Below are 21,970 nucleotides of genomic sequence, written 5' to 3'. Positions count from 1 at the left end.
ATGCGCCTGATGATCCGGGGCGCCAGAAGATGGTCGGGAGACACGGAAATGCGGACGCTTCACATGCTCGCCGGCGCGCTCGGCGCGGGGATTCTCGCCGGCGCGGGAGCCGCGGCCCAGGGCGGCGACACCGCGCCCCCGCCGCCGTCGGAGGTCATGAAGATCTACGACATCGTCGACGCGGTCTCGGCCGAGCGCATCGAGTCCGACATCCGCACGCTGGCGGGCTTCGGCACGCGCCATACCCTGTCGGAGACGGAGTCCGACACCCGCGGCATCGGCGCGGCGCGGCGCTGGATCCACGCCGAGTTCGAGCGCATCTCGCAGGCCTGCGGCGGCTGCCTGGAGGTGATGTACGTCTCCGGCGTCATCGAGGGCGAGGACCGCATCCCCGAGGCGACCGAGGTCGTCAACGTCATCGCCATTCAGCGCGGGAGCCTCGATCCGGACCGCTACGTGATGATGTCGGGCGATATCGATTCGAGGGTTTCGGACGTCATGGACGCCGCCTCGGATTCGCCCGGCGCCAACGACAACGCTTCCGGCGTGGCCGGCGCGCTAGAAGCCGCCCGCGTGCTCTCGCAATACGAATTCGCCGGCTCGATCGTTTACGCCGCGCTGTCGGGCGAGGAGCAGGGGCTGTTCGGCGGCGAGATCCTGGCCGAGCACGCGCTGGCGAACGACTGGCGCATCAAGGCCGTGCTCAACAACGACATGATCGGCAATATCGAAGGCATCGACGGGGTGATCGACAATTCGACCATCCGCGTCTTCTCCGAGGGCACGCGCGCGAACGAGACGCCCGAGGAGGCGCGCATCCGCCGCTTCACCGGCGGCGAGGTGGATTCGCCCTCGCGCAATCTCGCCCGCTTCATCGACCGCGTCGCCGACCAGTATGTCGACAATCTCGACGTGATGATGATCTACCGCCTCGACCGGTTCGGCCGCGGCGGCCATCACCGTCCCTTCAACGCGGTGGGCATTCCCGGCGTGCGGCTGATGGAGACCCACGAGCACTATGACCGCCAGCATCAGGATCTGCGCGTCGAGGACGGCCGCGCATACGGCGACGTCGTCGACGGCGTGGATTTCGACTACGCCGCCAAGGCGACCGGGCTCAACGCGGCGACGCTTGCGCTGCTGGCCGGCGCGCCGGCCTTCCCCGACGCGGTCGAGATCGAGGGCGCGGTGAGCCCCGACACGACGCTGCGCTGGGAACGCCCCGAGGGCGCGGCCGCGGGCAATCTCGCCGGCTATCGCGTCTACTGGCGGCGCACCGATTCGCCGGTCTGGACGAACAGCCGCTGGGTCGGCGACGTTTCCGAGCACACGCTCGAGAACATCGTCATCGACAACTACTATTTCGGGGTCGCCTCGGTCGCCGAGGACGGATCGCAAAGCCCGGTCGTCTTTCCCGGCCCGGCCGGCGATTTCGGCGAGTAGCGACGCGGTCGGTTCGCCCGCCGGGACAGGCGGAAGCGCCGCTGCGCGCACGACCTCGCGACGCGCCGGGACGGCTCCGCCGGTCTCCGCCGCCGCTCGCCCGACCGGCGGAGTCGCCCCGCCCCCTCATCCCGCGCCGACGCGCGGGCCCGATACGGCGCCCGGCCGCGCGACCGCCTGACCGGCCGGTGTGGCGCGCCGGGCCGACAGCGCCTCGGCGACATGGATGCGTTTCACCCCGCCGGCGCCGTCGAGATCGGCGATGGTGCGCGCCGTCCTCAGGATTCGGTGATAGCCCCGCGCGGTGAGCCCCATCGCCTCGGCCGCCTGGGAGAGCAGCGCCGCGCCGGGCGCGTCCGGCGCGGCCTCGCGGTCCAGCGTCTCGCCCGACAGCCGCGCATTGAGTTCGCCGCGGCCGGCCTGGATATCGCGCGCCGCGGCGATGCGCGCGGCGACCTCGGCGGTGCCCTCCAGCGCAGGCGGCAGGGCGAGATCGGCAGGCGTGACCGGGGGCACGTCGATCTGCAGGTCGATGCGGTCGAGCAGCGGGCCGGAAATCCGCGCCTGGTAGCTCTCGGCGCATTTGGGGCCGCGCGCGCAGGCCTGGCCGTCCTCGCCCGCCCAGCCGCAGCGGCACGGATTCATCGCCGCGATCAGCTGGAAGCGCGCCGGGAAGGTCACCCGGGAGTTCGCCCGCGCCACCGCTATGGAACCGGTTTCCAAAGGTTGGCGGAGGGAATCGAGTACCTGCGGGTGGAACTCGGGCAGCTCGTCGAGAAACAGCACGCCGTGATGGGCGAGCGAGGCCTCGCCCGGCCGGATCCGCACGCCGCCGCCGACCATCGCCGCCATCGAGGCGGAGTGATGCGGCGCGCGGAAGGGCCGGGTGCGGGACAGCGCGCCGCGCTCGAGCAGGCCGGCGACCGACTGGATCATCGAGACCTCGAGCAGCTCGCCGGCGGCGAGCGGCGGCAGCAGGCCCGGCGCGCGCTCGGCGAGCATCGACTTGCCCGCGCCCGGCGGACCGACCATGAGCAGGTTGTGGCCGCCCGCCGCGGCGATCTCGAGGGCCCGCTTGGCCGTCTCCTGGCCGCGCACGTCGCGCAGATCCTTCACCGCGGGCCCGTCGACGAGCTCGCCCGGCGCGGGCCGGGCCAGCACCTGCGAACCCTTGAAGTGATTGACCAGCTGGATGAGCGAGCGCGGCGCCAGGATCGCCAGCTCGCCGCCGGCCCAGGCGGCTTCCGGCCCGCACGCCTCGGGACAGATGAAGCCCTGCTCGCGCTCTGCGGCGAGCATGGCCGCGGGCAGCGCCCCGGGACTGGCCGCGATCGACCCGTCGAGCCCCAGCTCGCCCATGGCGAGGTGCTCGGCCGCCGCGTCAGGGGGGAGGACGCCCATGGCGGCCATCAGGCCGATCGCGATAGGAAGATCGTAGTGCGCCCCTTCCTTGGGCCGGTCGGCCGGGGCGAGATTGACGATGACGCGCTGGCTCGGCAGCGACAGGCCGATCGCGGCGAACGCCGCGCGGACGCGGTCGCGGCTCTCGGCGACCGCCTTGTCGGCGAGCCCGACGATCGTGAAGGCGGGCATGCCGCCGGCGATCTGGACCTGGACCTCGACGGGGCGGGCCTCGGCGCCCTCGAACGCGGCTGACGCGGTGCGGATGCTCATGGCGCGCTCCTGCCCGTCCCGGCCCGGCCCGGTCCGTGATCACGGTCGGGTTGAACTTGGCCCCGCAGTTTTCCACAGGTTGCGGAACGGAGCCGTTCAAAACAGGAACATTATAGGAACTGACGACGCGCCGGAGTCAATACGTGCGGAGAATTCTTTTTATGGGAGAAATCACGCGGCCGGCGCGGGGGCCGACTGGGCGTCGCACATCTCGGCGCGATGCTCGCCGCGGGCGGGGAGCTCGCGCGTCTCGCCCTCGGCGCGCACCAGCACGACGACGCGCTCGACGCCGTCGACGAGGGAGGCGTGCTCGGCGGCGCGCTCGCGCTCGCCGACGGAACGGGCGTAGCCGAGCAGATAGACCACGCGGTCATAGGTCTCGACGTTGAAATTGACGCTGCGCACCGCCGAATCCGTCAGCAGTCGCGCGCGCACCCGCTGGGTCAGCCAGGTGTCGCGAAGCGCGCGGCCCGGGCCGCGCCCGCCGCCGATGGAAATCTCGTTGGTGACCGAACGCACCGCCGGGGACGACCAGGCCAGGCACTCGGCGTGGACCCGATCGGCCGGCCGCGGCGCGGAGCCGGACAGCAGCGCGACGCCCTCGGTGACCTCGAGATCGACCCCCGACAGGGCATAGCCTTCCGCGCGCAGCATCGCCGACTTCACAGAGACCGAGGCGTTGACGTCGTCGATCTCGCGGCCGAGGGAGCGGCCGGGTTCGACGCTGGCGCAGCCGGCCAGGATCAGGCTGATGACGGCGATGGATACGGCGAAACGCATTGGCGGTGTTCCTCGGCGCGGCGCCCCTTCGCCCCGCGGCCCTGCATCGCACGCGATTGCGGCGACTCCACGTCATGACTGAACATGCCTTACGAGAAGTAAACGCGGGCGATCACAACAGGCGCGCGGCGTCCTCTCCTTCGGCGCGGAAGGCGCCGGGCAGGTGCCGCGGCGGCCGCCAGGGCGCGGTCAGCATGACGTCGAAACGCGGCTCCAGCCCCGAGCAGTCGGGCCGCGCGGCGCGCCAGAGCGCCGCGGCGCGCAGGAGACGCGCACGCTGGCGCGGCGAAACGGCCTCCGCCGCGCTCGCCATCGCCGCGCGGCGCTTGACCTCGACGAAGGCGAGCACGCGGCCGCGGCGGGCGACGAGATCGATCTCGCCGGCGGCCGTGCGGGCGCGACGGTCGAGGATGCGCCAGCCCTGCAGCGACAGCCACAGGGCGACGAGACGCTCGGCCCGCCGACCGCGGCGCTCGGCGGCGCGGCGCCGTCGCGTCGGTTCGCGCTCCATCAGACGCCGCCCCGGCCGGACGCGGCCGGTTGCGGCCGGCGCGCGGCGCGGCTAGCTTTCCCACGCCCGCGGAGGGGTCGCCGGCGGGCGCGAGGGGAAGCGAGGAAACACGCCATGATCGCCGTATTTTCGCGCATCGGACGAGCCTCGCCAAGCCGTTCGATCGCGATCGCGCTCGCAGGCCTGGCCGCCGGGCTGCTCGCCGCCTGCGGAATCACGCCCGGGCCGAGCGAACCGCCCGTCTCGGCGCCGCGCCCGCCGGTCGTGGGCGAGCCGCCCGCGCCCGTCACCGTGCCGGTCGAACTGGTCGAGCGCGCCTACACGCCGGCCTATCTCGGGGACGTCGAACCGCTCGCGCGGATCGGCGTGCTGCTTCCCTTCTCGTCGCGCAATTCGGCCGGCCGCGGCGAGGCCGCCCAGCTCATGCGCGCCGCGGAGCTCGCCCTGTTCGAGCGCGCGGACGGAAACGTGCTGCTGATGCCGAAGGACACCGGCGGCACCCGCGAGGGCGCCGCATCCGCCGCCAGGGCGGCGATCGAGGACGGCGCCGACATTCTCATCGGGCCCCTGTTCAGCGACGCCGTCGCCGGGGCGGGCGAAGCCGCCCGCGAGGCCGGCGTGCCGGTGCTGGCCTTCTCCACCGACGAGGCCGTCGCCGGCGACGGGGTCTATCTGCTGAGCTTCCCGCCGGGCGAGGAAGTCCGTCGCATCGTCGATTACGCCTTCGAACAGGGTGCGACGCGCTACGCCTTCATCGGCCCGGCGACCGGTTACGGCCAGGTCGCCGCCCAGGCCTATCGCGAGGCCGTCGAGACGCGCACCGCGCCGCTCGACACCGCACCGGTCTTCATCGAGGAGACCAATGAGGACGGCGAAGTGGTCCGGAGCTACACCGTCGATCACGAGCCCGGCATGGTCTCCGAAGTCTTCTACACCGGGGGCGTGCAGGGCATGACCGAGGCGGCCGGCCGGCTGGCGAGCGTCGGCGTGGAGACGCTGTCCGCCAGCGAAGCGTCGAACCGGACCGGCGCGGACTGGACGCCGTCCCCGTCCTCGCCGTTCCAGGCCGTGCTGCTGCCCGAGGGCGGCGACCGGCTGCGCATTCTGGCCCCCGTTCTGCTCTACCAGGACATCGATCCGCTGGTGGTGAAGTTCCTCGGCACGGGGCTGTGGCGCGACGAGGACGCCGCCCGGGAGCCGGCGCTGCAGTTCGGCTGGTTCGCCGGGCCCGACCCGGAGGCGCGCAGCCGCTTCGAGGGCGCCTATGAATCGATCTACGGCGACCCGCCCTCGCGCATCGCCGGGCTGGCCTATGACGCGGCCTCGCTGGCGGCGCTGATGGCGGCCAACGGGATGGATTTCAGCCGCGACTTCATCGAGAGCCCGGACGGCTTCGTCGGCGTCGACGGGCTGTTCCGCTTCCGCGAGGACGGCACGATCCGGCGCGGGCTGGCCGTCTACACGATCCGCGGCGGCGAGTTCGAGGTGCTCGATCCGGCGCCGGCGCGCTTCGATCTGATGGAGACCGGCGACCAAACCGGCTTCGGCACGGGCTTCGACGCCGAACCCGCCGACGTCGAGCCCGACGAGCCCTCCTGAGGTTCAGCCCGGCGCGACCGCGAACGCGATTCGGTCGGCCCAGAGCCGTCCGGCGGCGGTGAGCGCGAGGCGGTCCTCCGACAACGCGAGCAGGCCCTCGGCGGCGAAGCCCGCCGCGGCGCCGGCGTCGATGTCATGGCCGGTCGCCGCGCGCAGCGCGGCGCGGTCGAGCCCCTCGACGATGCGCAGGCCGGCCAGCGCGCGCTCCTGGGCCTCGGCGAGCGCGTCGAGCGTCTCCACGGCGTGGCCGCCGCCGGCGTCGACGCCCGCGACATAGTCGTCCGGCCGGGCGGCCGCGACGGCGGCGAGCCGGCCGCCCGCCGCATGCGCGCCGAGGCGGGAATGCGCCCCGGGCCCGACGCCGATCCAGTCGCCGCCCGTCCAGTAGAGCCGGTTGTGGGCGGAGCGATGCGCCTCGTCCCGGGCGTGATTGGAGATCTCGTAGGCGGCCAGCCCCGCCGCCTCGCTCATCGTCTGCGCGGTCTCGAACATCGCCGCGGCCAGATCGTCCGCCGGCGGGACGAGCCCGCCGCGTTCGCGCCGCTTCGCGAACGCCGTGCCCGGCTCGATGGTGAGCTGGTAGAGCGAGAGATGATCGAGTCCGAGATCGAGCAGCCGCTTTAGCTCGGCCTCCCAGCCGGCGAGAGTCTGGTTCTCGCGCGCATAGATGAGATCGGCCGAGACCCGCGGCGCGGCGCGGCGCGCCAGCTCCAGCGCCTCCAGCGCCCCGGCCGCGTCGTGATCGCGCCCCAGCGCGGCGAGGCTGGCGTCGTCGAGCGCCTGCACGCCGACCGACAGCCGCTCGATCCCGGCCGCGGCGAGATCGGCGAAGCCGGCGCGCTCGTGGGGGTTGGCCTCGAGCCCGATCTCGGCGTTCGACTCGAAACCCCAGAGCCGGTCGGCCGCCTCGATCATCGCGGCGACATCGCCGGGCGACATCAGCGACGGCGTGCCGCCGCCGAAATGCAGGCTCGCCAGCCGGCGCGGACCCGTGCGCCCGCGCCAGCGCTCGAGATCGGCGAGCATGGCGCGCACGAGCGGCGCGGCGTCGCGATCCCGCGCGCGATAGACGTTGAAGTCGCAATAGGGGCAGATCCGCGCGCAGTACGGCCAGTGGACATACACGCCGAGACCGGGGCTCTCGAAGGCGGTCACGCGCCGAACACGTCCTTCACCAGCTTGCGGAAGGCGTCGGCGCGATGGCTCATGGCGTGCTTGGCCGCCGGCTCCATCTCGCCGAACGTGATCGCCTCGCCGCGAGGCTGGAAGATCGGGTCGTAGCCGAAACCCCTGTCGCCGCGCGGCGGCCAGACGAGCTCGCCCTCGACGGTTCCTTCATAGACGCGTTCCTCGCCATCAGGCGCGGCCAGCGCCAGCGCGCAGACGAACCGAGCCGACCGGTCGTCCGAGCCGCTGGCGGCCAGCTCGGCCTCGACGCGCTCCATGGCGCGGCGGAAATCGCGCGGCTCGCCGGCCCAGCGGGCGGAGTAGACGCCCGGCGCGCCGTCCAGGGCGGCGACCTCGAGGCCCGAGTCGTCGGCGAGCGCGGGGCGGCCGGAGGCCTTCGCGGCGGCGCGGGCCTTCAAGAGCGCGTTGCCGGTGAAGCTCGTTTCGGTCTCCTCGGGCTCCTCCAGGCCGATCGCGGCGGCGCCTTCGGCGGCCAGGCCGTAGGGTGCGATGAGATCGCCTATCTCCTTGATTTTACCTTCGTTATGGCTCGCGATCACCCAGCGGGGCGCTGTCGAAAACGGGTCGGTCAAAGTGGGTCCATCCATTCGCGCATATCGCCTTTCGAAAAATTCATATCGTTTTTCGATATTTTTTTGTTGCAAAGCGATGAGAGGTTCGGTAGACAGATTTTCGACGGCGGACATCCCCGCCGCCGTCCGGCGAAACCCCGGCGGAAAAGACCGGGAAACGCCGCACCGGTTGGTTCGAGACTTGGAATGGAGAGTATGAGATGGTCAGGCCCGAAAACAATGGTCACGCCCTGATGGCGACCGCGATCAACGTCCTGCTGGTCGTCGGCGTCGTCGCCGGCATGGCCGCCGCGATCGGCCCGCTGTTCGCGTGAGCCGCTTAGTCCGCGCCCCGGGCGCCTGACCGGACCGCCTCCCCTTCGGTCCCACGGTCGGGCGCCCGGACGCATTTCCTTCCTCCGGGGGGCGCATGAGAACGCTGGGTCCAGGATCGCTCGCCTCTATCCTCAAGCTGCTTCTCGACATCCTGATCTACGGCTTGTGGGCGCTGCTCGGCCTCACCAGCCTGATCATGATCCTGATGATGTTCGCCGGGCTCTACCGGCTGACGGGCATCGGCCCCGAACTTCCCGGGGCGCTTCTGCAATTCCTCAAGATGGACGTGGCGCTCGCCTTGCCGCTGGCGATCGCGGCGATCATCGCGCTCACCTTCATCGTCGACCGGCTCAGGCGGATCTTCGCCACGCTCATCGCCGGCGACCCCTTCGTCCCTGAAAACGCGGGCCATCTGCGCGCGATCGCCATCGCCATCGCGATCTACCAGCTGATCCGCTACGCCGCGCAGGGCGTCATCGCGCTGGTGTTCACCTTCTTCGGCCGCTCGGTCGAGGGCGGCGCCAGCCTCGAGCCCGGCTTCACGCTCAATCTCGGCGCCTGGTTCGCCGTGCTCACCCTGTTCGTGCTGTCCGAAGTCTTCCGGGAGGGCGCCCGCCTTCGCGAAGAACAGAAGCTCACGATATAGGGGGACGCAGCATGCCGATTCGCGTCACCCTCGACCGTATGCTGCTCGAGCGCCGCATGTCTCTCACCGAGCTGTGCGACCGGGTCGGCATCACCATGGCCAACCTGTCGATCCTCAAGACCGGCAAGGCCAAGGCCGTGCGCTTCTCGACGCTGGAGGCGCTGTGCCGAGAACTCGGCTGCCAGCCCGGCGACCTCCTGCACTTCACCGAGGACGGCGAGGAAGAGGACGACCCGCCCGACGAAAGCGGCGGGGGTTAGCCCCCCAGCGCCTTCTCCTGCATCTCGCACAGCGCGCCGACGCCGCGGCGGGCGAGCGCGAACAGCTGATCGAATTCGGTCTGGGAGATCGGCTCGTCCTCGGCGGTGGCCTGCACCTCGACGACACCGCCCTCGGGGGTGAGCACGAAATTGGCGTCGGCCTCGGCGACCCGGTCCTCCTCGTATTCGAGATCGAGGCGCGCCTCGCCGTCGACGATCCCGGCGCTGATCGCCGCGATCCGGCCGGTGACGGGATCGGCCTTGAGCACCTTCTCCTCGACCAGCCAGCCGCAGGCCTGCTTGAGCGCCAGCCAGGCGCCGGTGATGGCCGCGGTGCGCGTGCCGCCGTCGGCCTGGATGACGTCGCAGTCGACGATGATCTGGCGCTCGCCCAGCGCCCTGAGATCGGTGACCGCCCGCAGCGAGCGGCCGATCAGGCGCTGGATCTCCTGGGTCCGCCCCGACGGCTTGCCCGCGGAGACCTCCCGGCGCGTGCGCTGGTGCGTGGCGCGCGGCAGCATGGCGTACTCGCCGGTCACCCAGCCGCGGCCCTGACCGCGCAGCCAGGGCGGCACGGTCTCTTCCACGGAGGCCGCGCACAGCACGCGGGTATGGCCGAACACGGCGAGGCAGGAGCCTTCCGCGTACGGGTTGGCGCCCATCTCGAAACGGACGGGACGGAGCGCGTCGGCGGCGCGGTCGTCGGGGCGCATGGCGGATCTCCCTCGCGTTGTTGCGGCGCCCACCCTCCTAGCCAAATCCGCGGGCTTTGGTAAGCCGGGATGATTGCGCGCCGGCGGACCGGCGACTAACTGATTGGACCATGACGGACACGACGCCAGCATCGCCGAGCCTCGCCGATCTCGACGCGCGCTCGCGGACCATCTTCCGCGAGCTGGTCGAGGCGTATCTCGACACCGGCGAACCGGTGGGCTCGCGCACGCTGTCGAAGCGGGCGGGCGTGTCGCTGTCGCCGGCGTCGATCCGCAACACCATGGCCGACCTCGCCGCCTCCGGACTGCTGACCGCGCCGCACGCCTCGGCCGGGCGCATGCCCACCCACACCGGCCTGCGCCTGTTCGTCGACGGGCTTCTGCAGATCGGCGAGATCGACGAGGCCGAGCGCAAGGAGATCGAGGGCCGCGTCGGCGGCGCCGGCCGGCGCGCCGAGGACGTGCTCTCGGAGGCCTCGGGGCTGCTGTCCGGGCTCGCCGGCGGCGCGGGTCTCGTCGCCTCGCCGCGCCAGGACGCCGCGCTCAGGCATGTCGAATTCGTCTCGCTGTCGCCAACCGAGGTGCTCGCCGTGCTGGTGGGCGTCGACGGCAGCGTCGAAAACCGCCTGATGACGGCGCCGGAGGGCCTGCCGCCGGCCGCGCTCATCGAGGCGGGCAATTACCTCTCCGCGCGTCTGCGCGGCCGCACGCTGCAGCAGGCCGCCAGGGAGATCGCCGAGGAGATCGCCAGCAAGCGCGCCGAGCTCGACGCCGCCGCCGCCGCGCTGGTCGAGGAAGGCCTCGCCGACTGGAGCGGCTCCGACGACCGCGCATTGATCGTGCGCGGCCAGGCCAAGCTGCTCGAAAGCGTCGAGGCTGCCGAGGATCTCGAGCGGATCCGGCTCCTGTTCGAGGACATCGAGCGCAAGGAGGACCTGCTGGCCCTGCTCGACCAGACCCGCGGCGGGCAGGGGGTGCGGCTGTTCATCGGCTCGGAGAACCCGCTGTTTTCGCTGTCGGGATCGAGCGTGATCGTCGCGCCCTATCGCGACCGCGAACAGAAGATCATCGGCGCGCTCGGCGTGATCGGCCCGACCCGGCTGAACTACGCCCGCGTCATACCGCTTGTGGACTACACCGCCCGCGTGGTGGGACGGCTGCTCGGCGAAGAGCGCTGACCGCCGCAGGCCAGACACGAGAATCGCTAGACCGGAAGGCTTCATGACCCAGGACAACGCCCGACCCGAAGACGAGACCGAAACCGAGAACGCGGAGGCGGCGGACGCCGCCGACGGCGGCGAGGCCGAAACCGATTCCCGGCCCGACGCGGAGAAGTCGGTCGAACAGCTCACCGCCGAACTCGACGATCTGCGCGACCGTCTGCTGCGCGCCGTCGCGGATGCGGAGAACACGCGCAAGCGCGCCCAGCGCGAGGTCCGCGACACGCGCGAATACGCCGTCACCGGCTTCGCCCGCGACATGCTCGACATCGCCGATAATCTCCGGCGCGCCATCGAGTCGGTGGACCAGGAGACCCGCGACAACGCCTCCGAAGCCCTGAAGAATCTGGTCGAGGGGGTGGAGATGACCGAGCGCAAGCTGCTCTCGACGCTCGAGGGCCACGGCGTGAAAAAGGTCGATCCCGAACCGGGCGAGCCCCTCGATCCCAATCGCCACCAGGCCGCCGCCCAGATTCCCGCTGACCAGCCCAAGGGCCGCATCGCCCATGTCATGCAGCCGGGCTATGTCATCGGCGACCGCACGCTGCGCGCCGCCATGGTCGTGGTCTCGGCCGGAGGCGGCGAGGGCGACGAGAGCGGCGAGACGCCCGACGCGCCGGAAGGCGGGGTCGACGTGGAGGCGTAGCGGCCTGCGGAATCCTCGGAAAGAAAAAGGGCGGCTCCGCCGGGAGCCGCCCTTTCTCGTTCAGGAGCGGTTTCGCCTAGCGCGGCTGGTAGCGCGTGCGCGGCTGACCGTTCTGGAAGTAGGTGTCGCCGGTCCTGAGGTCCGTATAGTAGTAGCGCTGCGCCGCGGCGTCCCACTGCAGCTCGGAATGGTTCGGATTGTTGCGGCCCCAGCCGCAGCCGCCGTCGCGTTGGCAGCCCGCATAGGCGCCGCCGGCCGCGCCGATCGCGCCGCCGATGAGCGCGCCGGTCTCGGCGTCGCCCGATCCGACATTGTTGCCGATGATCGCGCCGGCCGCCGCGCCGGCCGCGCCGCCGAGCGCCGCGCCCTGGACGGCGGAGTTGTTCGCGCACGCGGTCAGCGCCAGCGCGCTCGCCGCGGTGAGAATGAAAGCCTTCGTCATGAACCTGACCCCTTGATCGATTCGCCGTCAGCCGGCGTTCGGTCAGGATGATCGATTTGGCTTGCGGCGGAAATGGGGCCGGCGCGCGCAGAGTGAACGCTTTCGCTCCGGCGCGCGGCCTCCCCGGTTCGCGGCGGTCAGCGCGGGCAGGAGCGCAGCTCGCCATTGCGCCAGTAGGTGCAGCCGGTGCGGTAGTTCTCGTAGTACTCGCGGCCATAGCGCTCGTCGTACATCAGGCGCGAGTGCTGGTCGTTATTGCGGCTCCAGGGGCAGCGATTGTCTTCGCGGCAGCCCTGGAACGCGCCGACCGCCGCGCCGACGCCCGCCCCGATCAGCGCGCCTTCGCCCGGCTCGATATCGCCGCTGACCGCGCCGGCCGCGCCGCCCACAGCGGCGCCGACGAGCGCGCCCTCGGCGGCGCGTCTCTGGGTGTTTTCGTAGCCCGCGCAGGCGGACAGCCCGAGCGCGGGGGCGAGGACGGCGAGGGCGAGAAGCGTGCGCATGACGACGGCCTCCGTGTCGCAGGAAATGATCTCACGAAAGACTCAATGCGCGCGCCGGCGGCTGCGTTCCCTCAGTCCACGCGCCGGAGCGTGAGATTGATCCGCCCGGGCCGCCAGTCGGGCGGCAGCAGCGTGGACGTGTCCGGATAGATCCGGTCGATGCCGTGGTGGAAGCGTCGCGACGCGCCGCCAAGGACGACGACGTCGCCGGAAGAGAGATCGAGGGCCCGCGTCTTCCCGCCCCGCTGCGGTCCGCCGAGCCGGAAGCGCGCCCGGTCGCCGAGCGAGACCGAGACGACGGGCGCGTCGCGCGCATCCTCGTCGGCGTCGACATGCAGCCCCAGCCGCGCGCCGGGGGCATACCAGTTCACCAGGCAGGCCTGCGGCGGCTCCGGCCAGCCCGCGACGGCCTCCCAGAGATCGAGCAGGGCCTGCGGCATGTCGGGCCAGGGCGCGCCGGTTCCGGGATGAACGGGCTCGTAGCGATAGCCGGCGCGGTCTGCGATCCAGCCCAGCGGGCCCAAATTGGTCATGCGCACGCTCATCGGCTTGCCCGTGCGCGGCATGCAGGGCGTGTAGAGCGGCGCCCGGCCGACGCGTTCCAGCACGGCCGTGGCGAGCGCGGACTGGGCGGCGCGGTCGAGCCGGCCCGGCAGGAGACGGAAGCCGTCCTCGGTCATGGGCCGAGCAATACGCTCCCGCCGGCGCGGACCGAAGGGCATTTTTCATGCTCCGGAGACTCAAGGGAATCGCCCGCGGCCCTTGCGCCTTTCCTCGCGTCTTCCTAAATCGCCCCATGTCTTGCGCGGCTTTCACGGTCGCGTGAACCGTCAACGGATTTCGGGCCGGCGCGGCGACGCCGCAGATGGCCCCGCCGCGAACGCGAGCGAAGCAAACGAGCGAACGACCCGGGGGGCGGCCCCCGACATTCCGGCCAGGCGCTTCGGGCCTGACCGGTCGTCCCGCCCCGCCGCGAAAAGGAGAGAACAGCTCATGAGCAAGGTTATCGGCATCGACCTCGGCACGACGAATTCCTGCGTGTCGGTCATGGAAGGCGATCAGGCCAAGGTGATCGAGAACGCCGAGGGCATGCGCACGACCCCCTCGATCGTCGCCTTCACCGAGGACGGCGAGCGCCTGATCGGCCAGCCGGCCAAGCGTCAGGCCGTCACCAACCCGGACTACACCTTCTTCGCCATCAAGCGCCTGATCGGGCGGACGATGAAGGACCCGACGACGAAGAAGGACGCCGACATGGTGCCCTACAAGATCGTCGAGGGCTCCAACGGCGACGCTTGGGTGCAGGGCCGCGACAAGAAATACGCGCCGTCCGAGATCTCCGCCTTCATCCTGCAGAAGATGAAGGAGACCGCCGAGTCCTATCTCGGCGAGACCGTCGAGAAGGCGGTCATCACGGTGCCGGCCTACTTCAATGACGCCCAGCGCCAGGCCACCAAGGACGCCGGCAAGATCGCCGGCCTCGAGGTGCTGCGCATCATCAACGAGCCGACCGCGGCCGCGCTCGCCTACGGGCTGGAGAAGAAGGAAGGCAAGACCATCGCCGTCTACGACCTCGGCGGCGGCACGTTCGACATCTCCATCCTGGAGATCGGCGACGGCGTGTTCGAGGTGAAGGCGACCAACGGAGACACCTTCCTCGGCGGCGAGGACTTCGACCTCAAGATCGTCGAGTATCTCGCCGACGAGTTCAAAAAGGAGCACGGCATCGACCTGCGCGAGGACAAGCTCGCGCTGCAGCGTCTGAAGGAAGAAGCCGAGAAGGCCAAGAAGGAGCTGTCCTCGGCGACCTCCTACGAGGTCAACCTGCCCTTCATCACCGCCGACGCCTCCGGGCCGAAGCACATGAACATCAAGGTCTCGCGCGCCAAGTTCGAGAGCCTCGTCGAGGAACTCGTCAAGCGCACGATCGACCCGTGCAAGGCCGCTCTGAAGGACGCCGGCGTCTCGGCGTCCGACATCGACGACGTCGTGCTCGTGGGCGGCATGACCCGCATGCCCAAGGTCCAGGAGGCCGTGAAAGGCTTCTTCGGCAAGGAGCCGCACAAGGGCGTGAACCCGGACGAGGTCGTGGCCATGGGCGCGGCGATCCAGGCCGGCGTGCTGCAGGGCGACGTCAAGGACGTGCTGCTGCTCGACGTGACCCCGCTCTCGCTCGGCATCGAGACGCTGGGCGGCGTGTTCACCCGGCTCATCGACCGCAACACCACGATCCCGACCAAGAAGTCCCAGACCTTCTCCACCGCCGATGACAACCAGACCGCGGTGACGATCCGGGTCTTCCAGGGCGAGCGCGAGATGGCCGCCGACAACAAGCTGCTCGGCCAGTTCGACCTGGTCGGCATCCCGCCGGCGCCGCGCGGCATGCCGCAGATCGAGGTCACCTTCGACATCGACGCCAACGGCATCGTCAACGTGTCGGCGAAGGACCAGGCCACCGGCAAGGAGCAGGCCATCCGCATCCAGGCCTCGGGCGGACTTTCCGACGAGGACATCGAGCAGATGGTCAAGGACGCCGAGTCGCACGCCGAGGACGACAAGAAGCGCCGCGAGGTCGCCGAGGCGCGCAACAACGCCGAAGCGCTGGTCCACCAGACCGAGAAGCAGCTCGAGGAGTTCGGCGACAAGGTCGAGGCCGCCGACAGGGAGGCGATCGACACCGCGCTCGCCGAGCTGAAAGAGGTCAAGGACAAGGAAGACGCCGACCCCGAGGCCCTGCAGCAGAAGACGCAGGCGCTCGCCCAGGCCGCGATGAAGCTCGGCGAGGCGATCTACGCCCAGCAGCAGGCCGAGGGCGGCGACGAAGCCGCCGGCGGCTCCGAACAGGCCGAGGGCGAGGACGTCGTCGACGCCGAGTTCACCGAGGTGAAGGACGACGGCGACGACGACAGCGGCGAAGACAAGAAGACCGCGTAACGCGCGGCGCATGACGACGCCTCCCGCCCGGCGCGGCGCCCCGGCTCGCCGGGCGCGGCGAGGGGCGGGAGGCGTTTTCCTGTCGCGCCGCCGGCGCGACGCGCTGTGACACGGGATTGAACGCTATGCGGGATCAGGCATGAGCAAACGCGATTACTACGAAGTGCTCGGCGTGAGCCGCGATGCGGACGCCAAGGCGATCAAGTCCGCCTACCGCAAGCTCGCCATGGAGTACCACCCCGACCGCAATCCGGGCGACGAGGAGGCGGAGGTCAAGTTCAAGGAGGTCGGCGAGGCCTATTCGGTGCTCTCCGACGCCGACAAGCGGGCGGCCTATGACCGCATGGGCCACGCCGCGTTCCAGAACGGGGGCAATGGCCAGGGCCCGTTCGGCGCGGGCGGCTTCGCCGGCGGAGCGGCGGATTTCGCCGACATCTTCGAACAGGTCTTCGGCGAGGCGTTCGGCGGCGGCCGGCGGCGGCGCAACGGTCCGGCGCGCGGCTCCGATCTCCGTTACGACATGGAGATCACGCTCGAGGAGGCCTTCCACGGCAAGGACGCGACGATCCGCGTGCCCACGACGCTGGGCTGCGAGCGCTGCGGCGGCGACGGCGCCGAGCCGGGCACGGACGTCACGACCTGCGACACGTGCGCGGGCGCGGGGCGCATCCGGCGCACGCAGGGCTTCTTCACCATGGAGCAGACCTGTCCGACCTGCGGCGGGCGCGGCCAGTATGTCGAGACGCCCTGCCAGGAGTGCGACGGGGTCGGCCGCGTGCGCCAGACGCGCGAGCTCAACATCCAGATTCCGCCCGGCGTCGAGGACGGCATGCGCATCCGGCTCGCCGGCGAGGGCGAGGCGGGCGCCCGCGGCGGCCCGCGCGGCGATCTCTACATCTTCGTCTCGGTGAAGCCCCACGACATCTTCGAGCGCGACGGGCCCAATCTCTACTGCCGCGCCGCGGTGCCGATGGTCACCGCCGCGCTCGGCGGCGAGATCGAGGCGCCCACGATCGAGGGCGGCCGCGCCGAGATGCGCATCCCCGACGGCTCGCAGACCGGCAAGCGCATGCGCCTGCGCGGCAAGGGCATGACCAAGCTCAATTCCGGCGGGGCGCGCGGCGACATGTTCGTCGAGCTGTTCGTCGAGACCCCGCGCAAGCTGTGCGACCGGCAGAAGGAGCTCCTGCGCGAGTTCTGCGAGCTGTCCGGCGACGGCTGCAACCCCGAGAGCGAGGGCTTCTTCAAGAAGGTCCGCCGCTTCTGGGACGATGTCCGCGGCGACGACGAGGGCCCGCGCCCGAACGCGTGAGGCCTCGCTTGCCGCTAAGGTCGCACCGCGCCTAGACTTCGCGCCGGACAGGCGGAAGGGCGCGCGGTGGAGACCCTCTGGCTTCTGGCCATTCTGTTTCTCCTGAGCGGGCCGCTCGGCGCGGTGCTCGGGATCATCGCCGTCGTGCGCGCGGGACGCCTGTCGAACCGGCTCGCCGCGCTCGAACGCGGCGCGCGCCCGACCGGGCTGGAGGCGGCCGCCGCGGCCGCGGCGACGCCGAAATCCTCCGAGGTTTTCGAAGAACCGGCCGCCGACCCCGGGGCCGAAGCCGAACCCGCACCGGATGCGCCGGAGACGTCCGCCGCAAGCGCGCCAGCGCCCCCCACGTCCGGAACCGAAAGCGCCGCGCGCGAGCCCTTTTTCGCCGGCTTCGAACGCTGGCTGGCGCGCGGCTGGCTGGTCTGGGTCGGCGCGGCGACGCTGGCGCTGGGCGGCGGCTTCCTGGTCAAGCTCGCCCTCGACGAGGGCTGGTTCGGTCCCGCCGCCCGCGTGCTCGCCGCCATGGCCGCCGGTGCGGCGATGCTCGCCGCCGGCGAATACCTTCGCCGCAAGCCGATGGCGCTCGGCGCGAGCGGCACGGCCGGTCGCGCCGCGCCCGCGGCGCTGTCGGGCGCGGGGATCGTGACGATCTATGCGGCGATCTACGCCGCCCACGGCCTCTATCAGCTGATCCCGGGCGCGCTCGCCTTCGCCGGACTGGCGCTCGCCGCCGCCGACGCGGGGATCCTGTCGATCCGCCACGGCCCGGCGCTGAGCATCTTCGGGCTGATCGGCGCGTTTCTCGCCCCGGCGCTGATCGGCGCTGAAGAGCCCAACGCCGTCGCCCTGCTCGCCTATGTCTTCGCCGTCGCGATCGCGGGCTTCGCCGCCGCGCGTCTGCTCGATCACCGGCCCGCCGCGCTGATCGCGGTCGCCGGCGGCGTGATCTGGCCGCTGGTCTGGATCGCGGGCGCCTGGACCGAGCCCGGGGGCGCAGCGCTCGCGGCCTATCTGCCCGCCCTGCTCGCCGCAGGCCTTCTCGCCGGCCAGGATCAGGCGGTCGCGCCGCCGCCCGTCGACCGCCCGCTCGGACAGTGGGGCCGGCCGCCGATGGGGCTGCTCACCGCCTGGCTCGCCGCGGGCGGCGCGGCGATCGTGCTCCTCGCCCTGCTGCAGGCCGCCGATTACGGCGGCTACGCGCTGGCCGCGCTGTTCGCGCTGTCGGGCCTGGGCCTCGCCGCGGCGTGGCGGCGCGAGAGCTACGGCCCGGTCGCGGTGATCGTCGGCCTCGGGGCGGTGTTCGCGCTGATCGCGTGGCCGGAGGCCGCCCGCGACATCACCGGACCGACCGAGCAGCTTGACGTCTTCCTCGGCCAGGCCCCGCCGCCGCCCCTGCGCTTCGTTCCGACGGCGATGATCCTCGCGGCGCTGTTCGGGCTCGGCGGCTGGCTCGCCCTGCAGGCCCGGACGGTGAAAGCGCCCCTGGCGGCCGTCTCCGCCGGCGCGCCGGTGCTGATCTTCGCGACGGCCCATCTGCGCATCAACGGCTTGGAGACCGCGCCGGCCTGGGCGGCCGGCGCGGCGCTCTTGACGCTGGCCGGCGCCGTGGCCTGCAGGCGCATCGCCGCTTTGGAAGGCGGGTTCGACCGCGCGCCCGGCGCGGCGTCGGCCTATGCGCTGGGCGCGTCGGCGGCCGCCGCGCTCGCCGTCGGGGTCGCGCTCGAGCAGGTCTGGCTCAGCGCGGGCTTCGCGCTGGAGGCGCTGGCGGCGGCGTGGCTGTGGCGGCGCTTCCGCACGCCGGCCCTGCCGCTGGCGACGCTGTTGCTCGGCCTGCTCGCGGTCGCCCGGCTCGTCGTGTTCGGCGAGGCGTTCGAGCGCTCCCTCGGCGACTGGCCGATCGTCAACGGACTGCTGGTCGGATACGGCGTCTCGGCGGCGGCGCTTTGGGGCGCGGCGCGCCTGCTCAAGGACGGCGGCCGGCCCGCCGACGGCCCGCTCGTGCAAAGCCTGCTCGGCGCGTCCATCCTGCTGGGCGTCGGGCTCGTCACGCTCGAGATCCGCCACTGGATAAACGACGGCGCTCTCACCGCGGATTATCGCGGCTTCTTCGAGATCGGCCTGCAGACCAGCGCCTGGCTCGCCGTCGCCGCGGCGCTGCGCTGGCGTCTGGGTCCGAGCTTAACGCTCGCCCCGCGCATCGCCGAGCCGGTGTTGGCCGGACTCGCCGGCTTCCAGGCTGTGTTCTGGCTCGTCTGGCTCGCCAATCCCTGGTGGGGCGCGCCGCCCGTGCAGGCCCACGCCCAAGATCTCGGCGGACCGGTCCTGAACACCCTCCTCGTCGGTTATGCGGCGCCGGCGGGCCTCGCCGGCGCGCACGCGCTGGCGCTTGGAGCGCAGGGACGGCGCTGGCCGGCGCGGCTCATGGGCGGCCTCGGCGTACTGCTGGGCGGCGTGTGGCTGCTGCTCGCCGTCAGACAGGGCTTCCAGGGCTGGGAGACGATGGCGAGCGGGGCGGTCGGCGAGGCCGAAGGCTACGCCTATTCGGCGGTTCTGCTGGTCTACGCGGCGGGCCTGCTGGCGGCCGGCGTCATCCGTCGCCAGGCCAATCTGCGCTATGTCGGGCTCGGCCTGCTCGCGGCGGTGACGGTCAAGGTTTTCCTGCTCGACATGGCCGCGCTGGAAGGCGTCTGGCGCGCGCTGTCCTTCCTCGGCCTGGGCGCGGCGCTGGTCGCGCTGTCGCTGTTCTATCAGCGGGTCGCGCCGCGGCTCGGCGGCGAAACGGCCTCGACCCGCGGCGATTGACGCGACCGCTCTGGCGGGACCGCGATCTGCGGCTGTAGGCTTCCGCCAGGCGATTCGTTTCTGGACAGGGAGACCGCCGGGATGGCGCAATCCGCGCAGACCCTCAACATCGCGGTGATCGGCGCATCGGGCCGGCTCGGCCGGCTCGTGCTGGCCGAGGCGATCCGCCGGCCCGGCCTCCGGCTCGTCGGCGGCATGGTCAGCTCGGATTCGATCAATCTCGACGCCGATCTCGGCGAGCTCGCCGGTCTGAGCTATCTCGGCCTGTCGACGGTGAGCGCGCTGGAGGAGGCAATCGACGGCGCCGACATCGTCATCGACGTCTCCGCGCCGAAGGTCACCGCCGCGATCGCCGGGCGGCTCGCCGCCGGCGGCGGTCCGGCGCTGGTCACCGGCGTGACCGGGCTCGACGCCGGCCAGCGCGACACGCTGCGTGCGGCCTCCGAGCACATGGCGGTCCTGCATGCGCGCAATTTCTCGCTGGGCGTGGCGGTGATGGAGCGCCTGGTCGGCGAGGCGGCCGCCGCGCTCAAGGCCGACCAGTTCGACCTCGAGATCGTCGAGACGCATCACAAGCGCAAGGCCGACGCCCCGTCGGGAACGGCCCTGACGCTGGGCGAGGCGGCGGCGGCCGGCCGCGGTGAACCATTCGATTCAGTGGCCCGGTTCGAGCCGCCGCACGGCGATGGACGCGGCCCGATCGGGACCATCGGGTTCGCCGCGGTGCGCGGCGGCGGCGTGGTGGGCGAGCACGCCGTGCGCTTTCTCGGCGCGATGGAGGAGGTGGCGATCAGCCACCGCGCGTTCGACCGGGCGATCTTCGCCAAGGGCGCGATCGAGGCCGCGCTGTGGCTGCGCGGGAAACCGGCGGGATTCTACACGATGGCCGACGTCGCCGGCGGGTGACGCGGACTGATTACTGGAACAGCTCCAGCTGACCGTCGCGGGCGGCTGTCGGCGGCGCGGCCGGGCTCCGGCGCAGCGTGCGTCGCGGACCCGGTGCGACGCGGACAGGTTCGGCGCTGACGCTGAGCCCCAGCTCGGCGGCCTTGGCCTTCACCGCGGAGTCGGGACGGCCGAGCTTCAAGGAGATCACGCGAACGGGCGCGCCCTTGCGCGCCAGCGCCTTGAGATCGGCGATGTCGTCGCGCCGCCAGCGCTTGCCGGCGTTGCGCCCGTAGCCTTCGGATTTGACCCCGTAAACCATGCGTTCGCTCCCATTCGTCGATGGGAACATATGCGGAACATCTGATTCTGTCAACGATGTTCTATCTCTGTTCCGCGCATGGTTAACGCACGACGCGGCGCGCCGGTTCCGAGCCCGCGCCTACCAGCTCCCGACATTCTCCATCGACTTCCAGGGCTCGGCGGGCTCCTGCGGCTCGCCGGCCTGGAGCAGTTCGATCGAGATGCCGTCGGGGGATTTGACGAACGCCATGCGCCCGTCGCGCGGCGGCCGGTTGATCGCGTAGCCCATGCCCTGCAGGCGCGAGCACAGCGCGTAGATGTCCTCCACGCGGAAGGCGAGATGGCCGAAATTCCGGCCGCCGGAATACTCTTCGGGGTCCCAGTTGTAGGTCATCTCGATCATCGGCAGGCCCGAAGGCAGCGGGCCGTCGAAATCCTCGAGCCCGCTGCGGGCGATGTCGTCGCCGGCGGCGAGGAAGATCAGGGTGAAGCGGCCGGCCTCGTTGTCGACCCGGCGCACCTCGCGCAGGCCGAGCCCGTCGCCGTAGAAGCGCAGGCTCTCCTCGACATCGGAGATGCGCACCATCGCGTGCAGATATTCCATGAGGTCTCCTCTCCGGCTGCGTGCGGTCCGGCGTGAACGGATTCAAGCCTCGTCGGCGGCTTCGTCGGATGAGGTCACGGGCCGCGCGCGTCGGGCCCATTTCGGCCGGCGCCGCCAGCCCGTCTCCTCGGGGATCGGCTCGCCGCGGGCCCGCGCCAGCGCATGGCTCCATGGTTCGGGCGCGCGCCGGTGATGCAGGCGCGCGAACACGGCCGCGGCGGCGGCCCAGACCGCCACGATGCCGAAGAACAGCGCGAACATGAAGGCGTAGCCGCCCCGGCCGGCCCATTCCGGCGCGCCGACGGCCAGCCATATCGCGTCGTACAGCGCGGGCACGAGGAGCATGGCGACGGGGCTGAGCGCGAGCGCCGAGCCCGCCGCGCCGGCGGCGTAGAGCGCCCCGCGCGGCTGGAAGGTGCGCAGATAGAGCGCGGTGAACTCGGTCTCGCCGATCCCTGCGATGGTCGCGGGCTTCTCCGCCTTCCTGAGCGCGTACTCGGCGGCGGCGTCTTCCTTGAGCGCGCGGACGGCGACCGCCCAGCGCGCGAGGCAGGCCAGCGCGAATCCGCCAAACGCGACAGCGAACAGATAGAGGGACAGTTCGAACATGCCCCCCTA

General features: G+C 71.6%; 22 protein-coding genes. 10 read left to right on the top strand and 12 right to left on the bottom strand.

The features are described 5' to 3' along the window. Positions 1-48: 48 nt before the first annotated feature. A complete protein-coding gene (locus DDZ18_RS01990; RefSeq protein ID WP_199241113.1) occupies positions 49-1,443 on the top strand; it encodes a M28 family metallopeptidase in 1,395 nt (464 codons plus the stop codon). A 126-nt stretch (positions 1,444-1,569) separates the two neighbouring features. Here the strand turns inward: DDZ18_RS01990 and DDZ18_RS01985 are convergent, their stop codons facing one another. From DDZ18_RS01985 to DDZ18_RS01975, 3 genes are all read right to left on the bottom strand, one after another. Beyond that, on the bottom strand, positions 1,570-3,117 hold the full coding sequence (locus DDZ18_RS01985) for a YifB family Mg chelatase-like AAA ATPase (RefSeq protein ID WP_109251675.1): 1,548 nt from the start codon (positions 3,115-3,117) through the stop codon (positions 1,570-1,572). 171 nt (positions 3,118-3,288) lie between these two features. Further along, on the bottom strand, positions 3,289-3,897 hold the full coding sequence (locus DDZ18_RS01980; protein ID WP_109251674.1) for a BON domain-containing protein: 609 nt from the start codon (positions 3,895-3,897) through the stop codon (positions 3,289-3,291). Positions 3,898-4,009: 112 nt separating this feature from the next. Beyond that, the gene (locus DDZ18_RS01975; protein ID WP_408631529.1) at positions 4,010-4,411 is read right to left on the bottom strand and encodes a YraN family protein; all 402 of its coding nucleotides are present in this window, start codon (positions 4,409-4,411) and stop codon (positions 4,010-4,012) included. A 111-nt stretch (positions 4,412-4,522) separates the two neighbouring features. Here DDZ18_RS01975 and DDZ18_RS01970 point away from each other — a divergent pair, with 111 nt between their 5' ends. After that, complete coding sequence (locus DDZ18_RS01970; RefSeq protein ID WP_109251672.1) at positions 4,523-6,007, top strand: penicillin-binding protein activator; 1,485 nt, start codon at positions 4,523-4,525, stop codon at positions 6,005-6,007. Positions 6,008-6,010: 3 nt separating this feature from the next. Here DDZ18_RS01970 and hemW read toward each other — a convergent pair whose 3' ends face one another. After that, the gene (gene hemW / locus DDZ18_RS01965; protein WP_109251671.1) at positions 6,011-7,162 is read right to left on the bottom strand and encodes a radical SAM family heme chaperone HemW; all 1,152 of its coding nucleotides are present in this window, start codon (positions 7,160-7,162) and stop codon (positions 6,011-6,013) included. Then, complete coding sequence (rdgB, locus tag DDZ18_RS01960) at positions 7,159-7,782, bottom strand: RdgB/HAM1 family non-canonical purine NTP pyrophosphatase (protein WP_109251670.1); 624 nt, start codon at positions 7,780-7,782, stop codon at positions 7,159-7,161. The genes hemW and rdgB overlap by 4 nt, the downstream gene beginning before the upstream one ends. A gap of 394 nt (positions 7,783-8,176) precedes the next feature. Between rdgB and DDZ18_RS01955 the strand changes: the two genes are divergently transcribed. Then, the gene (locus DDZ18_RS01955) at positions 8,177-8,728 is read left to right on the top strand and encodes a DUF2975 domain-containing protein (protein ID WP_109251669.1); all 552 of its coding nucleotides are present in this window, start codon (positions 8,177-8,179) and stop codon (positions 8,726-8,728) included. Positions 8,729-8,739: 11 nt separating this feature from the next. Further along, a complete protein-coding gene (locus DDZ18_RS01950) occupies positions 8,740-8,988 on the top strand; it encodes a helix-turn-helix domain-containing protein (protein WP_109251668.1) in 249 nt (82 codons plus the stop codon). Here the strand turns inward: DDZ18_RS01950 and rph are convergent. Beyond that, positions 8,985-9,701, bottom strand: a complete 717-nt coding sequence (gene rph / locus DDZ18_RS01945) for a ribonuclease PH (RefSeq protein WP_109251667.1) — start codon at positions 9,699-9,701, stop codon at positions 8,985-8,987. The genes DDZ18_RS01950 and rph overlap by 4 nt on opposite strands. A gap of 110 nt (positions 9,702-9,811) precedes the next feature. Here rph and hrcA point away from each other — a divergent pair, with 110 nt between their 5' ends. Continuing rightward, on the top strand, positions 9,812-10,879 hold the full coding sequence (gene hrcA, locus DDZ18_RS01940; RefSeq protein WP_109251666.1) for a heat-inducible transcriptional repressor HrcA: 1,068 nt from the start codon (positions 9,812-9,814) through the stop codon (positions 10,877-10,879). Between the two features lie 43 nt (positions 10,880-10,922). Beyond that, entirely contained in the window at positions 10,923-11,567 is a 645-nt protein-coding gene (gene grpE, locus DDZ18_RS01935; protein WP_109251665.1) for a nucleotide exchange factor GrpE, read from the top strand. 76 nt (positions 11,568-11,643) lie between these two features. On the opposite strand, the gene DDZ18_RS01930 is transcribed toward grpE, so the two are convergent. The 3 genes from DDZ18_RS01930 to DDZ18_RS01920 form a co-directional block, all read right to left on the bottom strand. After that, positions 11,644-12,009, bottom strand: coding sequence for a YMGG-like glycine zipper-containing protein (locus tag DDZ18_RS01930; protein ID WP_109251664.1), 366 nt, complete (start codon positions 12,007-12,009; stop codon positions 11,644-11,646). 137 nt (positions 12,010-12,146) lie between these two features. Then, positions 12,147-12,512 (bottom strand): YMGG-like glycine zipper-containing protein, encoded by a 366-nt coding sequence (locus DDZ18_RS01925; protein ID WP_109251663.1) that lies wholly within the window; start codon positions 12,510-12,512, stop codon positions 12,147-12,149. Between the two features lie 71 nt (positions 12,513-12,583). Further along, on the bottom strand, positions 12,584-13,192 hold the full coding sequence (locus DDZ18_RS01920) for an alpha-ketoglutarate-dependent dioxygenase AlkB (RefSeq protein WP_109251662.1): 609 nt from the start codon (positions 13,190-13,192) through the stop codon (positions 12,584-12,586). Between the two features lie 313 nt (positions 13,193-13,505). Between DDZ18_RS01920 and dnaK the strand changes: the two genes are divergently transcribed. The 4 genes from dnaK to dapB all read left to right on the top strand — a co-directional run bounded on the left by dnaK (position 13,506) and on the right by dapB (position 20,466). Further along, the gene (dnaK, locus tag DDZ18_RS01915; protein ID WP_109251661.1) at positions 13,506-15,446 is read left to right on the top strand and encodes a molecular chaperone DnaK; all 1,941 of its coding nucleotides are present in this window, start codon (positions 13,506-13,508) and stop codon (positions 15,444-15,446) included. Between the two features lie 139 nt (positions 15,447-15,585). Continuing rightward, positions 15,586-16,758, top strand: a complete 1,173-nt coding sequence (gene dnaJ / locus DDZ18_RS01910) for a molecular chaperone DnaJ (protein WP_109251660.1) — start codon at positions 15,586-15,588, stop codon at positions 16,756-16,758. A 66-nt stretch (positions 16,759-16,824) separates the two neighbouring features. Continuing rightward, on the top strand, positions 16,825-19,560 hold the full coding sequence (locus tag DDZ18_RS01905) for a DUF2339 domain-containing protein (RefSeq protein WP_109251659.1): 2,736 nt from the start codon (positions 16,825-16,827) through the stop codon (positions 19,558-19,560). Between the two features lie 81 nt (positions 19,561-19,641). Then, positions 19,642-20,466: a 4-hydroxy-tetrahydrodipicolinate reductase gene (gene dapB, locus DDZ18_RS01900; protein WP_109251658.1), complete on the top strand. Its 825-nt coding sequence runs from the start codon at positions 19,642-19,644 to the stop codon at positions 20,464-20,466. 10 nt (positions 20,467-20,476) lie between these two features. Here the strand turns inward: dapB and DDZ18_RS01895 are convergent, their stop codons facing one another. From DDZ18_RS01895 to DDZ18_RS01885, 3 genes are all read right to left on the bottom strand, one after another. Continuing rightward, positions 20,477-20,767 carry a hypothetical protein gene (locus DDZ18_RS01895; RefSeq protein ID WP_109251657.1) on the bottom strand — a complete coding sequence of 97 codons (291 nt, stop codon included), beginning with the start codon at positions 20,765-20,767 and terminating at the stop codon, positions 20,477-20,479. Between the two features lie 120 nt (positions 20,768-20,887). Continuing rightward, positions 20,888-21,352 carry a VOC family protein gene (locus DDZ18_RS01890; RefSeq protein WP_109251656.1) on the bottom strand — a complete coding sequence of 155 codons (465 nt, stop codon included), beginning with the start codon at positions 21,350-21,352 and terminating at the stop codon, positions 20,888-20,890. Between the two features lie 42 nt (positions 21,353-21,394). Next, positions 21,395-21,961, bottom strand: a complete 567-nt coding sequence (locus DDZ18_RS01885) for a hypothetical protein (protein WP_109251655.1) — start codon at positions 21,959-21,961, stop codon at positions 21,395-21,397. Positions 21,962-21,970: the final 9 nt, after the last annotated feature.

The sequence above is a fragment of the Marinicauda salina genome (assembly GCF_003122085.1).
Taxonomy (GTDB): Bacteria; Pseudomonadota; Alphaproteobacteria; order Caulobacterales; family Maricaulaceae; genus Maricicauda_A; species Maricicauda_A salina.
The sequence above is the reverse complement of the archived record's forward strand: the minus strand, read 5'-3'. Positions and strand labels throughout refer to the sequence as shown.

What these genes read in the sequence shown, in the direction of transcription:
- DDZ18_RS01990 (WP_199241113.1), top strand. Translation starts at nt 49, where the DNA reads ATGCGGACGCTTCACATGCTCGCCGGCGCGCTCGGCGCGGGGATTCTC.
- DDZ18_RS01985 (WP_109251675.1), bottom strand. Translation starts at nt 3,117, where the DNA reads ATGAGCATCCGCACCGCGTCAGCCGCGTTCGAGGGCGCCGAGGCCCGC.
- DDZ18_RS01980 (WP_109251674.1), bottom strand. Translation starts at nt 3,897, where the DNA reads ATGCGTTTCGCCGTATCCATCGCCGTCATCAGCCTGATCCTGGCCGGC.
- DDZ18_RS01970 (WP_109251672.1), top strand. Translation starts at nt 4,523, where the DNA reads ATGATCGCCGTATTTTCGCGCATCGGACGAGCCTCGCCAAGCCGTTCG.
- rdgB (WP_109251670.1), bottom strand. Translation starts at nt 7,782, where the DNA reads ATGGATGGACCCACTTTGACCGACCCGTTTTCGACAGCGCCCCGCTGG.
- DDZ18_RS01955 (WP_109251669.1), top strand. Translation starts at nt 8,177, where the DNA reads ATGAGAACGCTGGGTCCAGGATCGCTCGCCTCTATCCTCAAGCTGCTT.
- DDZ18_RS01950 (WP_109251668.1), top strand. Translation starts at nt 8,740, where the DNA reads ATGCCGATTCGCGTCACCCTCGACCGTATGCTGCTCGAGCGCCGCATG.
- rph (WP_109251667.1), bottom strand. Translation starts at nt 9,701, where the DNA reads ATGCGCCCCGACGACCGCGCCGCCGACGCGCTCCGTCCCGTCCGTTTC.
- hrcA (WP_109251666.1), top strand. Translation starts at nt 9,812, where the DNA reads ATGACGGACACGACGCCAGCATCGCCGAGCCTCGCCGATCTCGACGCG.
- grpE (WP_109251665.1), top strand. Translation starts at nt 10,923, where the DNA reads ATGACCCAGGACAACGCCCGACCCGAAGACGAGACCGAAACCGAGAAC.
- DDZ18_RS01930 (WP_109251664.1), bottom strand. Translation starts at nt 12,009, where the DNA reads ATGACGAAGGCTTTCATTCTCACCGCGGCGAGCGCGCTGGCGCTGACC.
- DDZ18_RS01925 (WP_109251663.1), bottom strand. Translation starts at nt 12,512, where the DNA reads ATGCGCACGCTTCTCGCCCTCGCCGTCCTCGCCCCCGCGCTCGGGCTG.
- DDZ18_RS01920 (WP_109251662.1), bottom strand. Translation starts at nt 13,192, where the DNA reads ATGACCGAGGACGGCTTCCGTCTCCTGCCGGGCCGGCTCGACCGCGCC.
- dnaK (WP_109251661.1), top strand. Translation starts at nt 13,506, where the DNA reads ATGAGCAAGGTTATCGGCATCGACCTCGGCACGACGAATTCCTGCGTG.
- dnaJ (WP_109251660.1), top strand. Translation starts at nt 15,586, where the DNA reads ATGAGCAAACGCGATTACTACGAAGTGCTCGGCGTGAGCCGCGATGCG.
- dapB (WP_109251658.1), top strand. Translation starts at nt 19,642, where the DNA reads ATGGCGCAATCCGCGCAGACCCTCAACATCGCGGTGATCGGCGCATCG.
- DDZ18_RS01895 (WP_109251657.1), bottom strand. Translation starts at nt 20,767, where the DNA reads ATGGTTTACGGGGTCAAATCCGAAGGCTACGGGCGCAACGCCGGCAAG.
- DDZ18_RS01890 (WP_109251656.1), bottom strand. Translation starts at nt 21,352, where the DNA reads ATGGAATATCTGCACGCGATGGTGCGCATCTCCGATGTCGAGGAGAGC.
- DDZ18_RS01885 (WP_109251655.1), bottom strand. Translation starts at nt 21,961, where the DNA reads ATGTTCGAACTGTCCCTCTATCTGTTCGCTGTCGCGTTTGGCGGATTC.